Source organism: Allobosea sp. Root670, from assembly GCF_001429415.1.
In the GTDB taxonomy this organism is placed as follows: domain Bacteria; phylum Pseudomonadota; class Alphaproteobacteria; order Rhizobiales; family Beijerinckiaceae; genus Allobosea; species Allobosea robiniae.
In genome coordinates this window covers 538,551-553,069 of sequence record NZ_LMJU01000015.1, presented here as the reverse complement: position 1 = coordinate 553,069, position 14,519 = coordinate 538,551, and the positions used below count along the sequence as shown (strand labels likewise).

Genomic DNA, 14,519 nt, shown 5'->3' with positions numbered 1-14,519 from the left:
GGTCTCGTCATGGCTCTGCCCGCTCTCGGCCCGGCCCTGCCGGAAATCATCCTCGCCCTCGGCGCCATCACGATGGTGCTGGTCGGTGCGATCCAGGGCGAGCGCGCCACGCGCCTGCTCGAAGGGCTGGCGCTCGCGCTGCTCGCGGTCGCGCTGGTGATGGTTGTCTCAGGCAGCGGCAAGATGCTGACCTTCAACGATGGCTTCATCGTCGACGGCTTTGCCCGCTTCATGAAGGTGCTGACGCTGCTCGGTGCCGGCGCCTCCATCCTGCTTTCGGCCGATACGCTGCGGCGCCAGGGCACGATGCGTTTCGAATTCCCGATCCTGGTCGTGCTCGCGACGATCGGCATGATGATGATGATCTCGGCGAACGATCTCATCAGCCTCTATGTCGGCCTCGAGCTGCAGTCGCTGGCGCTCTATGTCGTCGCCGCATTCGACCGCGACAACGCGAAATCGACCGAAGCCGGCCTGAAGTATTTCGTGCTCGGCGCGCTCTCCTCCGGAATGCTGCTCTATGGCGGCTCGCTGGTTTACGGCTTCACCGGCACCGTCACCTTCCCGGGCATCGCCGCGGCGACGGCCGGCGGCCATGCCGGCATCGGCCTGATCTTCGGCATCGTCTTCATCGCCGCCGGCGTCGCCTTCAAGATCTCGGCCGTGCCGTTCCACATGTGGACGCCGGACGTCTACGAGGGCGCGCCCACCCCGGTCGCGGCCTTCTTCGCCTCGGCGCCCAAGATGGCCGCCATGGCGATGGTGATCCGCGTCTTCATCGGCGCCTTCCCGGGCGCGATCCATGACTGGCGCCAGATCATCGTCTTCATCTCGATCGCCTCGATGGCGCTCGGCGCCTTCGCCGCGATCGGCCAGCGCAACATCAAGCGCCTGCTCGCCTATTCCTCGATCGCCAACATGGGCTACGCGCTGGTCGGCCTCGCCGCCGGCACGGCCGAGGGCGTGCAGGGCGTGATGACCTATATGGCGATCTATCTCGCCACGACGCTTGCCGCCTTCGCCTGCGTGCTGATGATGCGCCGCGACGGCAAGCTGGTCGAGGACATCTCGGAACTCGCCGGCCTGTCCCGCACCAATGGCTGGATGGCGTTCGCGATGTCGATGATGATGTTCTCGCTTGCCGGCATCCCGCCGCTCGCGGGCTTCTGGGCGAAGTGGTACGTCTTCCTCGCCGCGATCAATGCGAAGCTCTATGTGCTCGCCGTCATCGGCGTGCTGACCAGCGTGGTCGGCGCCTATTACTACCTGCGCCTCGTCAAGGTGATGTATTTCGACGAGCCGAAGCCGGCCTTCGAGACGTCCGATCTCGGCGTTCGCGCGGTGCTGCTGGTCTCGGCGGTCTTCGTGCTGGTGCTCTCGCTGGTGCCGGCACCGCTCTTCGACTCGGCGGCGGCTGCGGCCAAGTCGCTGTTTTGAGCTGAGGCTGCGTGCTCGGTGAGGCCGCCCGCGCCGCGGGCTATCGGCTGATCGTCCGCGACGAGGTCGGCTCCACCATGGAGGAGGCCCGTCGGGCGCTCGATCAGGGCGAACCGGGCAAGCTCTGGATCGTCGCCCGCAGCCAGAATTCCGGCAGGGGGCGTCATGGCCGGCAATGGGGCTCGCCGCCCGGCAATCTCTACGCCAGCCTGCTGCTGACCGATCCGTGCGAACCGGCGCTGGCGCCGCAACTGGGTTTCGTGGTGGGTCTCGCCTTGCACGATGCCGCCGCGAAGCTGCTTGGTCCGGCCGCATCCGGGCTGAAGCTGAAATGGCCGAACGACCTGCTGCTCGACCGCGCCAAGACCTCCGGCCTGCTGCTGGAGGGCGAGAGCCGGGCAGGGCGGCTCAACATTATCGTCGGCTGCGGCGTCAACATCGCCTCTTGCCCCCCCGATACGCCCTATCCCGCGACCTTCCTCAAGGCTACGGCGCCGCAGGCCAATGTCGAGGCCATGCTCACGGGCCTGAGCGATGCCTTCGCCCGGCGCTTCGCCGTCTGGTCGCAAGCCGGCGGCTTCGGCCCGACCCGCGCCGCCTGGCTAGAGCGCGCCGCCTTCCTGGATGAGACCATCACCATCCGCCTGCCCGAAGGGCCGCTCACCGGCATCTTCATCGGCCTCGACCCGACCGGGCGCCTCGAACTCGAAACCGAAGCCGGCCGCCGCGTCATCGATGCCGGTGACCTCTTCTTCGGCCCTCCGGGCTGATCCAGCCATCTCTCCAGCCTCCCTCGATCTGGAGGCTACCTTGCTGGCGTGCTAGGGCTCGTTGCCATCACGCGGCATAAGATCAAGCCATTGCCAAAATCAGGATTGCCAGTGACCCGTTCCAGCGACCAGCTCGTCTTCGTTCCTCTCGGCGGCCTCGGCGAGATCGGCATGAACGCCGCTCTCTACGGCTTCGGACCCGAGGGCCGGCGAAAGTGGATCCTGGTCGATTGCGGCCTGTCCTTTGCCGGGCCGGAGGCGCCGGGCGTCGATATCGTCCTGCCCGACCTGCGCTACATCATCGAGGAACGGGCGAACCTGCTCGGCATCGTCATCACCCACGCCCATGAGGACCATATCGGCGCGCTCGCCGCGCTGTGGCCCTCCCTGCGCGCGCCGGTCTATTGCACGCGCTTCGCCGCCGGCCTCCTCGCCACGCGCCGCCTCTCGGAGCCTGGCGCGCCGAGCGTCGAGATCAACGTCGTGCCGCAAGGCGGGGCGATCACGCTCGGTCCGTTCGACATCGAGTTCGTGCCGGTGGCCCACTCGATCCCGGAATCGAACGCGCTGGCGATCCGCACGCCGGCCGGTCTCGTCGTCCATACCGGCGACTGGAAGATCGATCCGACCCCGCGCGTCGGCCTGCCCACCGACGAGAAGCGCCTGCGCGAGCTCGGCGACGAGGGCGTTCTGGCGCTGGTCTGCGATTCGACCAATGTCATGCGCGACGGCACGAGCCCTAGCGAGGCCGATGTCGCCGCCAAGATGAAGGAACTGGTCGCCTCGGCGCCGGGACGCGTCGCCGTCACCACCTTCGCCTCCAATGTCGCGCGCCTGCGCGCCGTCGCCGAAGCCGCGATGGCCAACGACCGCGAGGTCGTGGTCGTCGGCCGTGCGATGGACCGCGTCATCGATGTCGCCCGCGAATGCGGCTATCTCGACGGCATTCCCGGTTTCCGCGCGGTCGATGCCTATGGCTACCTGCCGCGCGACAAGGTCGTGGCGCTGGTCACCGGCAGCCAGGGCGAGCCGCGCGCCGCGCTCTCGCGCATCGCCTCGGACGACCATCCCGAGATCGCGCTCTCGCCCGGAGACCGCGTGATCTTCTCGTCGCGCACCATTCCCGGCAACGAGAAGTCGGTCGGCAACATCCTGAACGCGCTGGCCCGCGACAAGATAGAGATCATCACCGACAGGACGCATCTGGTCCATGTCTCCGGCCATCCGCGCCGCGAGGAGATGGCCCGGCTCTATGGCTGGCTGAAGCCGCAGATCGCGATCCCCGCCCATGGCGAGGACCTGCATCTGGCCGAGCATGAAACCTTCGCCAGAAGCCTCGGCGTGAAGCATGTGCTGCGCGCCGGCAACGGCGATGTGGTCGCGATCTCGGGCGAGGGCGCCCGCAAGGTCGACGAGGTCAGGCATGGCCGGCTCTACCAGGACGGCTCGCTGCTGGTGAATGCTCTCGAGAAAACCATTCAGGAGCGTCGCCGCCTGTCCTTCGCCGGCATCGTCTCGATCGCGGTTGCCATCGACGACAAGGGCGGCATCGCCGGAGAGCCGGAGATCGCCGTGCTCGGCCTGCCGCCGCGCACGCTTGGCGGCATCGATTTCGACGAATACGTCGCCGATACCGTGGGCGATCTGCTCGATAATATCCCGAAAGCCCGCCGCCGCGACCCCGAGGCCCTGCGCAACGCGCTGGAGCGCGGCGTGCGCAGCGCCGTCAACGACGAGTGGGGCAAGAAGCCGCTGGTGCATGCTCTCGTGATCGAGGTGTAGAAAGGCCGCACGGCCACGCCGGAGAGGATGAAGATGATCGGACGCCTGAACCACGTCGCCATTGCGGTGAAGGACCTCGAAGCCTCCACGGCGCTCTACCGCGACACGCTGGGCGCGCGCGTCTCGCAGCCTCAGCCTGAGCCGGAGCACGGCGTCACCGTCGTCTTCGTCGAGCTGCCCAACACCAAGATCGAATTGCTGGAGCCGCTCGGCGCCGAATCGCCGATCGCAAAGTTCCTCGAGCGCAATGCGGATGGCGGCATCCATCACATCTGCTACGAGGTCGACGACATCCTCGCGGCGCGCGACCGGCTGAAGGCGCAAGGGGCTCGCGTGCTCGGCTCCGGCGAGCCGCGCATCGGCGCCCACGGCAAGCCGGTGCTCTTCCTGCACCCCAAGGACTTCCTCGGTACGCTGGTCGAACTCGAACAGGCCTGACGACAATGACCGCCATTGCTTTTCTCGGCCAGCCGGAAGCCGGCTCGCCACGCCCCTTCAGCGCCGCGACCGTCGCGGGCGGGCTCGTCTTCGTCTCCGGGCATTCGGCGCCGCATGACCCGGCGCGTGGCGTCCATCGCGGCGCGACACCCGCCGAGGAAGTCCGCAATGCGCTCGGCCGCGTCGCCGAGATCCTGGCGGAGGCGGGAAGTTCCCTCGACCGCGTCGTGCAGATGACGATGCTGATCACCGACCCGGCCGATTATGCCGCCTGCAACGCCGAATACGTGAAGCATTTCCCCGGTGGCCTGCCGGCCCGTCATACTGCGCGCTTCGGCGTGCCGACCGAGGCGAAGGTCGCCTTTTCCTGCATCGCGCTCGCGGGGGCCTCAGCATGAATATCGTCGGCGGCCTCGCCCTTTATTTCGTGATCTGGTGGATCACGCTCTTCGCGGTGCTGCCCTTCGGCATCCGCAGCCAGCACGAGGCAGGCGAGGTCGTGGCCGGCACCGAGCCTGGCGCGCCCGTATTCCCTGGATTGCTGAAGAAGGCCGTCATCACCTCGCTGATCGCGGCGGTGATCTTCGCCGGCGTCTGGTATCTCTGGGTGAGCTACGACATCTGAGAGAATGTCCACCTGCGCTCCGAGCCCTCATCCTGAGGAGCCGCGCAGCGGCGTCTCGAAGGATGCTCCAGATGGTTCGGGAGCCTCGGCGAACATCCTTCGAGACGCGGCCTTCGGCCGCTCCTCAGGATGAGGGCTCAGTAACTGTTCGATGAGCCGGGAAACGCCGCGCAACCGCCCAAGAAAAAAGGCAAGGCCGATGCCTTGCCTTTGGTAGTCCGCTTTTACCGCTGCACCGGCGCACGTCTCCGAAAAGCGTGCGACTCATTTTGCAAGGCGGGCGTTTGTTCCTCCCAAGACCTGGTCCGCAGCGCTTCGACTGGCAAAGCGCTCCCAGCGCCGGAAGGATTAGCCGATTGTGACGGCTCTGTCACCAGTTTAGGCAGCATCAGCCTGGAATTTTTGCAAGATTAGTCTTCCTTGCACTTGTGCAGTGCAGCAAGGGCAGGCGCGTGTCGATGCGATGCCTTGTTCCGGTCAAAGGATAGGGCTATCGACCGGCATCCGCCGGGCTCGCCGGCGGCCATGGAGATTTTCATGCTGCGCAGCTCGCTCGCCGCCCTTGCCGTCGTCGCCTCGCTCGGTTTCGCCCAGGCACAGAGCCCGAAGGCCGATCCGGAAAACACCGTCATCCTCGAGACCAAGGATGGCCCCGTGACGATCCGCCTGCGGCCGGATCTCGCGCCGAAACATGTCGCCCAGATCAAGGCACTGGTGAAGCGCGGCTTCTATGACGGCATCGTCTTCCACCGCGTCATCGACGGCTTCATGGCCCAGACCGGCGATCCGACCGGCACCGGCACCGGCAAGTCCGACCTGCCGAACCTGCCCGCCGAGTTCACCCCGACGCCCTACAAGGTCGGCTCGCTCGGCATGGCCCGTTCGTCCTCGCCGGATTCAGCCAATTCGCAGTTCTTCATCTGCTACGAGGGCTGCGGCTCGCTGACCGGCCAGTACACGCTCTTCGGCGAGGTCGTTTCCGGCATGGATGCCGTGCGCAAGATCAAGAAGGGCTCCAGCGCCAATAACGGCCAGGTGAGCAACCCCGACAAGATCGTCCGCATGCGCATGCAGGCCGACGCCAAGTAAGCCGGCTCAAAGCGGAGAGGACGAGCCGGGGAGGGTGCGGCGATGCTTCGAACGGCCCTGATCGGGATCGCCCTGGTGCTCGGCCTGGGCGGAGCGCTCGCGCAGGAGACGCGCGATCTCGGCCTGCCGCCGCCTTCCGGCTCGCAGAATCCGGTTCTGCCCCCGCCTTCGGGCTCGCAGAACCCGATCCTGCCGCCGCAGAGCGGCCAGCGCTACAATCCGGGTGTCGGCGGTCCCTTCAGGGGCGACGACATTCCCGGCCTCGACCAGCGTCGGCTCGGTTCGCCGCGCGTTCTGCAGGGCACCGGCGAGATCGGGCTGATCGGTCAGGTCACGCCTGACGCGCCGCCGGACGGCACGGAAACCGTCGACCGGCTCGACGAGATCGCGCCGGCTGTGCGGCGCTGCTGGAACCCGCCGCCATTGCCGGGTGATCTGACGGGCGCGATGGTGTCACTGCGCTTCAGCCTCCGGCGTGACGGCAGCCTCTTCGGGCAGCCGCGCGTCACCTGGGAGACCAAGCGCGGCGATGCCGCATTCCAGCAGCGCTTCAGCGATTCCGCCGTTGCCGCGATCCGTTCCTGCACGCCGATGAGGTTGTCGGCGGGCCTCGGAGCGAGTATCGCGGGGCGACCCTTCACCATCCGCTTCCACGGCCGCACGCGGCTCAATGAAAGGCAAACCTGATGTCCCTCGATCCCGAGAACACCCTCGTCATGGAAACCACCAAGGGCAAGGTGGTCATCAAGCTGCGTCCCGATCTCGCGCCGGGCCATGTCGAGCGCATCAAGCTGCTCGCCCGCGAGGGCTTCTATGACGGCATCGTCTTCCATCGCGTCATCGACGGCTTCATGGCCCAGGTCGGCTGCCCGCACGGCACCGGCACCGGCGGTTCGAGCTATCCGGACCTGAAGCAGGAGTTCAACGCCGAGCCGCATGTCCGCGGCGTCTGCTCGATGGCCCGTGCCCAGAACCCGAACTCGGCCAACAGCCAGTTCTTCATCGTGTTCGACGATGCCCGTTTCCTCGACAAGCAGTACACCGTCTGGGGCGAGGTCGTCGAAGGCATGGATAATGTCGACCTGATCAAGCGTGGCGAGCCGGTGCGCGATCCCGATTCGATCGTCTCGATGAAGGTGATGGCCGACGCGGCCTGATCATCGTGGATGTCGGGCTCTTCGATTTCGACCTGCCCGAGGACCGTATCGCGCTGAGGCCCGCAAGCCCGCGCGATGCGGCGCGGCTGCTCGTGGTGCGCCCGGACGCACCCGAGCCGCTGGAGGATCGCGGCATCCGCGACCTCGTCGCGCTGCTTGAGCCCGGTGACGCGCTCGTCCTCAACGACACGCGCGTCATCCCGTCCCGCTTGCGTGGGCGGCGCTATCGCGGCGAGGATTCGGCCCGCGTCGAAATCATGCTGCACAAGCGCGAGAGCGAGGATCGCTGGCTCGCCTTCGCCCGGCCGGCCAAGAAGCTCGCCGTCGGCGAGCGTGTGGTTTTCGATTCGGATGCTGCCAGCAATGCCTGCGAGCTCGGCCGCCTGCACGCGGAGGTGATCGCGAAGGGCGAGGGCGGCGAGGTCGAATTGCAGTTCAGCCTGACCGGCGCCTATCTCGACGAGGCGATCGAGCGGCTCGGCGAATTGCCACTGCCGCCCTATATCGCCGGCAAGCGCCCGACCGACAGCGCCGACACGGCCGATTACCAGACCAATTTCGCTCGGAAGGACGGCGCCGTCGCCGCGCCGACCGCGGGCCTGCATTTCACGCCGGAGCTATTGGCGGCGCTGGAGGCGCGCGGCGTCAGCCGGCATTTCGTCACGCTCCATGTCGGCGCCGGCACCTTCCTCCCGGTCAAGGCGGAGGACACCGACCACCACCGCATGCATGCCGAGTGGGGCACGGTCTCAGCCGAGACGGCTGCCGCGCTGAACGCCGTCAAGGCGAAGGGCGGGCGGATCGTCTGCGTCGGCACGACCTCGCTGCGCCTGATCGAGAGCGCGGCCGCCGAGGACGGCACGATCCAGCCTTTCTCCGGCGACACCGCGATCTTCATCACGCCGGGCTACCGCTTCCGTGCGGTCGACATGCTGATGACGAATTTCCACCTGCCGCGCTCGACGCTCTTCATGCTCGTCTCCGCCTTCTGCGGACTCGACATGATGAAACGGGCCTATGCCCATGCGATCGCGGCAAATTACCGCTTCTACTCCTACGGCGATGGCAGCCTGCTCTTCCGGGCAGGCTGACCGCGCCCGCAGGCCTTACTTCGCCGGCAGCGGCGGCACGCCCTTCTGCCAGACCGGCCAGTCCGCGACGATGTGATCGACCACCTTCGAGCCCACCGCCTCGACATTGGCGACGGTCTCGGCGAAGCCGCCTGCAGTCTGGCCGGGCGCCGGGTCGAGATGCTGCAGCGTCGTCTCGTTCGGGTTGCCCTGGTCGAAATTGACCGCGCCGCGCAGGCTCATGATCCGGTCGGTGCCGAACTGCCGCTTGATCACCAGCGTGATCGCGGCCGCCTCCATCTCGGTGATGACGTAGTCGTCCGCGCCGTAGAGCTTGGCCATATATTGCGCCTCCTTCGACAGGCCCGGCCCGTGGAAGAAGGTGTCGCCGGTCATATGCGTGCCGACCTGTACGGAGGGCGCGGCCTGCGCCTTCTTGTCTGGGTAGCGCATGCGATACTGCTTCGCGGAGTCGGAATCCTGAAGGTTCACGCCGGAGCCGAGCTTCACCGCCCAGTTCACCAGAACTGGGTTGAGCTGGAAGACGCGGTAGCTCTCATAGCCCTTGCGCGGCATGAAGACGGGCTCGCCCGGCTTGCCTTCCTCCGGCGCCCAGCGATGACCGAGATCGTAATCGACCAGCCAGCTCCCCCAGGAGATATCGCCGATCGTGCCGCGCGAAGGCGGCGTGCCGGCGACGCCGCTCAGCACGAAATAGGCCTGCGAGAAATCATAGGCCGGGTCGAGCAGGATCGCCTGCATCGACGAGGACGAATTGACCTTGCCCATGCCCAGCACGCTGCCGCAGACGCCGTCGCCGTTGCAGTAGACCGGCTTCAGCGCGCCCTTGACCTCATGCGGCTGGCTCGCCTTCCAGTAGCGCTCGTACCAGTGCTGGAATTCGCCGGCCCGGTCGCCGGTATTCTCGCCGATCTCGAACATCGCGGCGATGAAGACCTTGACCTTGATCGGTTGGGTCTGCGCGGCAGCAGGGGCCGCGAGCGCACCAAAGGCGGCGAAGGCGACGGCGGCGAGGCCGGCCCGTCTGGTTGTCGTCTGCTTCATGGAACTCTCCACGGCCGAAAGCTGAAAAGGCCGTCCGGGGCGGGCGCAGCAGGGGCCGAGCCGATTTTGCCATGTTCGGAGCCCGCTCGTCCATCATGGTCGACGCTCCATGCACTGAACCGGCTCGCATTCCCTGGCTGAAAATGCTACCGGGCTCCCAACAGGGATTTTGATAGTCAAATGGCCGATATTTTTCGCGAGATCGAAGAGGAAGTCCGCCGCGACAAGGCGGCGGAGCTCTGGAAGAAATATGGCTGGGTCGTCACCAGCCTCGCCGTGCTGGCGGTGCTGGCCGTCGCCGGCTGGCAGTTCTGGCTATATCGCGAGAATCAGGCCTCGCAGGCCGTCGGCGCGCGCCTCGAAGCGGCGCTGAAATCCTCGCGTGACGGCGACGCCACCCAGGCCGAGACGATCCTGAAGGAGCTCTCGACCACGGCGCCGGCCGGCTACCGCCTGATCGCCCGCTTCCGCCTCGCGGCCGAGACGGCCAAACGCGACCCGGCCGCCGGCGCCGCAGCCTTCGATGCGCTCGCCGGCGACGCTTCGCTCGACCAGACCTATCGCGACCTCGCGAAGCTGCGCGCCGGCATCCTGCGCGTCGACCTCGCGCCCTATCCCGAGATCAAGGCGGCGCTGGAGCCGCTGGCGACCCCGGAGGGCGTCTGGCGCCACACGGCTCGCGAGTTCCTCGGCATCGCCGCGCTCAAGGCCAACCTCTTCGAGGATGCCGGGCGCTGGTTCGATGCCGCGATCACCGATCCGCAGGCGCCGCGCGGCCTGCGCCAGCGCGTCGAGCTCTATCTCGCTCTGGTCCGTGGCGGCCCCGTCACGGTGAAGAACTGAACCGGAGCCTCGCTCCAACGCCGCCGCCGCCCCGGCTCCTCGCTTCGGCAGGCCGGGACGACGGCGAAAATGTGTGAAATCTGATGACAGCCATCGTCGCCCTGATCGGGCGCCCCAATGTCGGCAAGTCGACACTGTTCAACCGGCTGGTCGGCAAGAAGCTCGCCCTGGTCGACGACCGGCCGGGCGTGACGCGCGACCGCCGCGAGGGTGACGCCACCCTCGGCCATCTCCGCTTCAAGGTGATCGACACCGCCGGTCTCGAAGAGGCCGACAAGGAATCGCTCGCGGGCCGCATGCGCGCCCAGACCGAGACCGCGATCGCGCAGGCCGACGTCGTGCTCTTCATGATCGACGCCCGCCTCGGCATCACGCCGATGGACCAGCCCTTCGCCGATCTGGTGCGCCGCTCCGGCAAGCCCGTGATCCTGCTCGCCAACAAGGCCGAGGGGAAGAAGGGCACCGACGGCATCATCGAGTCCTACGGGCTCGGCCTCGGCGATCCCGTGCCGTTCTCGGCCGAGCATGGCGAAGGCACCTCGGACCTGCTCGAGGCGCTCGCGCCTTACATCCCCGATGAGCCCGAGGACGACGAGGACGAGACGGCCTGGGCCGACGTTCCCGCCGCCGATTCGGATGACGAGGAGGATATCGATCCCGATCGCCCCTTGCGCGTCACCATCATCGGCCGCCCGAATGCCGGCAAGTCGACGCTGGTCAACCGCATGATCGGAGAGGACCGGATGCTGACCGGCCCCGAGGCCGGCATCACCCGCGACACCATCTCGGTCGACTGGGAATGGCGCGGCCGCAAGGTCAAGCTCTTCGACACCGCCGGCATGCGCAAGCGCGCCCGCATCGAGGAGAAGCTGGAGAAGCTTTCGGTCGCGGATTCGCTGCGCGCGATCCGTTTCGCCGAGGTCGTCGTCGTGCTGCTCGACGCCACCATCCCCTTCGAGAAGCAGGACCTGACGCTGGTCGACCTGACCGAGCGCGAGGGTCGCTCCGTCGTCATCGGCCTCAACAAATGGGACCTCGTCGCCGACAAGCAGGGCCTGCTGGCCGAGCTCAAGGAGAAGGCCAACCATCTCCTCGCGCAGGTGCGCGGCGTGCCGATCATTCCGCTCTCCGGCCTCGCTGGCGAGGGCATCGACAAGCTGATGCAGGGCGTGTTCTCCGCCTACGGCGTCTGGAACCGCCGCGTTTCGACCGCGCGGATCAATCGCTGGCTCGAAGGCGTGCTCTCGGCGCATCCGCCCCCGGCCGTGGCCGGCCGACGCATCAAGATCCGCTACATGACGCAGGCCAAGGCCCGCCCGCCGACCTTCGCGCTGTTCGGCAACCAGCTCGATCATCTGCCGGTGTCCTACACCCGCTATCTCGTCAACAATCTCCGGGAAGCCTTCGAATTGCCGGGCACGCCGATTCGGCTGCATCGCCGCGGCGGCGACAATCCCTATGACAAGGGGCGCAAGAGCTGATGAGGGTTGCTGTCGTCGGGGCCGGCATCGCCGGGCTTTCCACCGCCTGGTCGCTCAGCAGGCGCGGGCATGAGGTGACGCTGTTCGAGCAGGCGCCGCAGATCCCCAACCCCTATGCGGCCTCGGGCGACCAGCACCGCATCATCCGCCGCGCCTATGGCGGCGCCGACGGCTATGCCCGCACCATCACCGAGGCCTTCGAGGCCTGGAGTGAACTCTGGGCCGATCTCGGCAGGCAACACTACGCGCCCTGCGGCGTGCTCGGCATCTCCCAGACCGAGGGCGACGAGGGCGAGGAGTATCGCGAGGGCCTCGACCGCATGGCCTCGCCCTACGAGCTCTACGAAGCAGCCGAGGCCGCCCGGCGCTATCCCTTCATCGATCCGGCGACGATCCGCTACGCCTATCTCAGCCCCGAGGGCGGCGCGCTGTTCCCGGCCCGTATCGCCGCAGACATGGTCCGCCTGCTGCGCGAGCGTGGCGTCACCTTGCGCGAGGGCGCGACGGTCACCGCGATCGATCCCGAGAGCGGCCGTATCGACCTTGCCGACGGCGAGGTGGCGAGCTTCGACCGCATCGTCGTCAGCTCCGGCGCCTGGGTGCTGAAGCTCCTGCCGGAGCTTGCCGATGCCCTGACGACCTACCGCACCGCCGTCGCCTATCTCGACCCGCCTGATGACCTGAAGGCTGCCTGGCAGGCTGCCCCGGTGATCGTCGATGTCGGCGGCACGGTCGATGGCTATGTCCTGCCGCCGGTCGACGGCACCGGCCTCAAGGTCGGCGCCGGCGTGCACAAGCGCCCGCGCCAGCCCGACGAGGAGCGCGAGCCGCGAGCCGGCGAGGGCGAGCAGATCCGTGATTATTTCGCGCCGCCCTTCGCGCGCATCGCCGAGTATCGTGTCGAACGCGTCGTCACCTGCGCCTATACCTTCACAGCGGATCGCAAGTTCCTGTCGCGGCAGATCGGCCGCGTGACGGCCGTCTCGGCCTGCTCCGGCCATGGCTACAAGTTCGGCGCGGCGGTCGGCCGGCGCGTCGCGGCTGCGGTCGAGAGCGGCGATCAGGCCGGCCTGCTGCGCTGGCTCAGGGCCGAGTGACCGGCGCAGGCGCGCCTGCATCGCGCGCCGAAAGGGCCTTGGCCTTCGCCTCGTCAGCAACCGCCTCGGCCTCCTGGCCGGCTGCGCGTCTGGCGGCTGCGCGGAAGCGATAATTATCGTCGGCATCCGGCGCGAGACGGATCGCCTCGCTGAAATCGGCGATGGCGCGGTTGGTGTCGCCGTTGTTGAAATGGGTCAGGCCGCGGACCGACCAGGCTTTTTCGAGACGCGGCGCCAGAGCGATTGCACGGTCGAGATCGGCGAGAGCCTTGGCGGGCTCGCCGAGCGAGGCCTGGATCGACGCACGCGTGATGAAGAACTCAGCCTGCGATGGATCGAGCCCGATGGCGGTATTCAGATCGCTCAAGGCCCTCGGCAGATCCCGCATATAGAGCAGCCGGGCTTTCCCGCGCTTCCAGAACGCCACGGACATCTTCGGCGCAAGAGCGATGACACGGGCATAGTCGGCAAGTGCCCGCGTATAGGCCGCGCCCGTTCCCGGTGCCAGGAGATCGGCGCGATCCAGAAGGGTGGCGACAAGCGCCTCACCCGTAAGCCCGTGGTGCTCCACCAGCGCGTTGCAGGCGGCGAGAGCCTTGTCATGGCGCGCAATGATCTGAGCCGGATCGGATGAGGGCTCGTCATGCCCCGAACGGCAGATCTGGCGCAGGTCCGCGACGGAATCGGCAAGAGCCGGTCCCCCGATCAGGACGGCGGCGAGGCAGAGGGCTGTCGACCAACGGACGGAAGGCAAAACCACGCTGTCTCCTTCGTCTTGGTATGGCCGCGTCTCAGGCCGGCAACTGCGGCGTCAGCACCTTGCCCTGCGGGAAGTCGAAGATCTTGCCGCTCTCGGCCCAGTCGGGCGAAGCCAGCCGGACCAGATGCGGCGCCAGCTCCTCCGGCGTCTTCAGCGTCTGCGGGTCTTCGCCCGGCATCGCCTCGGCCCGCATCTTGGTGCGCAGGGGCCCCGGATTGACCAGCATGAGCTTGACCGGGGTCGTCGCCGTCTCGGCCGCATAGGTGCGTCCCAGAGCCTCCACGGCGGCCTTGGAGACCGAGTAGGGACCCCAATAGGCCGTGCATTTATGCGCGGCGCCCGAGGTCATCAGCAGGACGCGGCCGGCATCGGATGCGCGCAGCGCCGGGTCGAGCGCCTTGAGCAGGCGCCAGTTGGCGGTGACGTTGATGTCGAGGACCTTGGCCCAATCCTTCTCGGTGACATGGTCGAGCGGGCTCAGCGAGCCGAGCACGCCGGCATTGGCGAGCAGGATGTCGAGCTTGCCCCAGCGCTCCGTCACGGCGTGGCCGAGCTTCTCCAGCCCGCCGGCGTCAGCGAGGTCGAGCGGCACCAGCGTGGCGCTGCCGCCGATCGCTACGATCTCGTCATCGAGCTCCTCGAGCGCGCCGGCCGTGCGGGCGAGCGCTATGACATGGGCGCCTGCCTCGGCGAAGGCCAGCGCCGCGGCGCGGCCGATGCCGCGCGAAGCGCCGGTGACGAGCGCGACGCGCCCCTTGAGCGGTTGGGTCATGATGAAAGTCGCCCCGTTTCCCTCGCGCCGTCATCCCGGACAAGCCGCGATAGCGGCGCCGATCCGGGATCCATTCCGGAGCGCTTCCGATGAACGTTCAGGCATGGATCCCGGGTCTGCGCTTCGCTTCGCC

The 14,519-nt window shown here is 67.6% G+C and carries 16 protein-coding genes; 13 read left to right on the top strand and 3 right to left on the bottom strand.

The genetic code is table 11. The features are described 5' to 3' along the window. Positions 1–9 precede the first annotated feature (9 nt). From nuoN to queA, 10 genes are all read left to right on the top strand, one after another. Complete coding sequence (gene nuoN, locus ASE61_RS15060) at positions 10–1,437, top strand: NADH-quinone oxidoreductase subunit NuoN (RefSeq protein WP_061968154.1); 1,428 nt, start codon at positions 10–12, stop codon at positions 1,435–1,437. Positions 1,438–1,448: 11 nt separating this feature from the next. Further along, positions 1,449–2,207, top strand: a complete 759-nt coding sequence (locus ASE61_RS15055) for a biotin--[acetyl-CoA-carboxylase] ligase (protein WP_061968152.1) — start codon at positions 1,449–1,451, stop codon at positions 2,205–2,207. A 111-nt stretch (positions 2,208–2,318) separates the two neighbouring features. Further along, the gene (locus ASE61_RS15050; protein WP_061968150.1) at positions 2,319–3,989 is read left to right on the top strand and encodes a ribonuclease J; all 1,671 of its coding nucleotides are present in this window, start codon (positions 2,319–2,321) and stop codon (positions 3,987–3,989) included. A gap of 33 nt (positions 3,990–4,022) precedes the next feature. After that, positions 4,023–4,427, top strand: a complete 405-nt coding sequence (gene mce, locus ASE61_RS15045; RefSeq protein ID WP_061968354.1) for a methylmalonyl-CoA epimerase — start codon at positions 4,023–4,025, stop codon at positions 4,425–4,427. Between the two features lie 5 nt (positions 4,428–4,432). After that, a complete protein-coding gene (locus ASE61_RS15040) occupies positions 4,433–4,825 on the top strand; it encodes a RidA family protein (RefSeq protein ID WP_061968148.1) in 393 nt (130 codons plus the stop codon). Beyond that, positions 4,822–5,052 (top strand): DUF1467 family protein, encoded by a 231-nt coding sequence (locus ASE61_RS15035; RefSeq protein WP_061968147.1) that lies wholly within the window; start codon positions 4,822–4,824, stop codon positions 5,050–5,052. Before ASE61_RS15040 ends, ASE61_RS15035 begins: the two co-directional genes overlap by 4 nt. 537 nt (positions 5,053–5,589) lie before the next feature. Next, a complete protein-coding gene (locus ASE61_RS15030; RefSeq protein WP_061968145.1) occupies positions 5,590–6,141 on the top strand; it encodes a peptidylprolyl isomerase in 552 nt (183 codons plus the stop codon). A gap of 42 nt (positions 6,142–6,183) precedes the next feature. Further along, a complete protein-coding gene (locus tag ASE61_RS15025) occupies positions 6,184–6,828 on the top strand; it encodes a hypothetical protein (protein ID WP_061968144.1) in 645 nt (214 codons plus the stop codon). Beyond that, positions 6,828–7,298: a peptidylprolyl isomerase gene (locus ASE61_RS15020; RefSeq protein WP_061968142.1), complete on the top strand. Its 471-nt coding sequence runs from the start codon at positions 6,828–6,830 to the stop codon at positions 7,296–7,298. The genes ASE61_RS15025 and ASE61_RS15020 overlap by 1 nt, the downstream gene beginning before the upstream one ends. Before the next feature lie 5 nt (positions 7,299–7,303). After that, positions 7,304–8,389 (top strand): tRNA preQ1(34) S-adenosylmethionine ribosyltransferase-isomerase QueA, encoded by a 1,086-nt coding sequence (gene queA, locus ASE61_RS15015; protein ID WP_061968140.1) that lies wholly within the window; start codon positions 7,304–7,306, stop codon positions 8,387–8,389. Between the two features lie 15 nt (positions 8,390–8,404). Here the strand turns inward: queA and ASE61_RS15010 are convergent, their stop codons facing one another. Then, complete coding sequence (locus ASE61_RS15010) at positions 8,405–9,433, bottom strand: purine-nucleoside phosphorylase (protein WP_061968139.1); 1,029 nt, start codon at positions 9,431–9,433, stop codon at positions 8,405–8,407. 180 nt (positions 9,434–9,613) lie between these two features. On the opposite strand from ASE61_RS15010, the gene ASE61_RS15005 reads away from it, so the two are divergent. The 3 genes from ASE61_RS15005 (at position 9,614) to ASE61_RS14995 (ending at position 12,854) form a co-directional block, all read left to right on the top strand. Continuing rightward, on the top strand, positions 9,614–10,276 hold the full coding sequence (locus ASE61_RS15005) for a tetratricopeptide repeat protein (RefSeq protein ID WP_061968137.1): 663 nt from the start codon (positions 9,614–9,616) through the stop codon (positions 10,274–10,276). 83 nt (positions 10,277–10,359) lie between these two features. Beyond that, the gene (gene der / locus ASE61_RS15000) at positions 10,360–11,757 is read left to right on the top strand and encodes a ribosome biogenesis GTPase Der (protein WP_061968136.1); all 1,398 of its coding nucleotides are present in this window, start codon (positions 10,360–10,362) and stop codon (positions 11,755–11,757) included. Continuing rightward, on the top strand, positions 11,757–12,854 hold the full coding sequence (locus ASE61_RS14995) for an NAD(P)/FAD-dependent oxidoreductase (RefSeq protein WP_061968134.1): 1,098 nt from the start codon (positions 11,757–11,759) through the stop codon (positions 12,852–12,854). The genes der and ASE61_RS14995 overlap by 1 nt, the downstream gene beginning before the upstream one ends. Here the strand turns inward: ASE61_RS14995 and ASE61_RS14990 are convergent. Both ASE61_RS14990 and ASE61_RS14985 read right to left on the bottom strand, forming a co-directional pair. Beyond that, positions 12,841–13,614 carry a tetratricopeptide repeat protein gene (locus ASE61_RS14990; protein WP_156407109.1) on the bottom strand — a complete coding sequence of 258 codons (774 nt, stop codon included), beginning with the start codon at positions 13,612–13,614 and terminating at the stop codon, positions 12,841–12,843. The two genes, ASE61_RS14995 and ASE61_RS14990, sit on opposite strands and share 14 nt — an antisense overlap. Before the next feature lie 31 nt (positions 13,615–13,645). Next, positions 13,646–14,386 (bottom strand): SDR family NAD(P)-dependent oxidoreductase, encoded by a 741-nt coding sequence (locus ASE61_RS14985; protein WP_061968131.1) that lies wholly within the window; start codon positions 14,384–14,386, stop codon positions 13,646–13,648. Positions 14,387–14,519 lie beyond the last annotated feature (133 nt).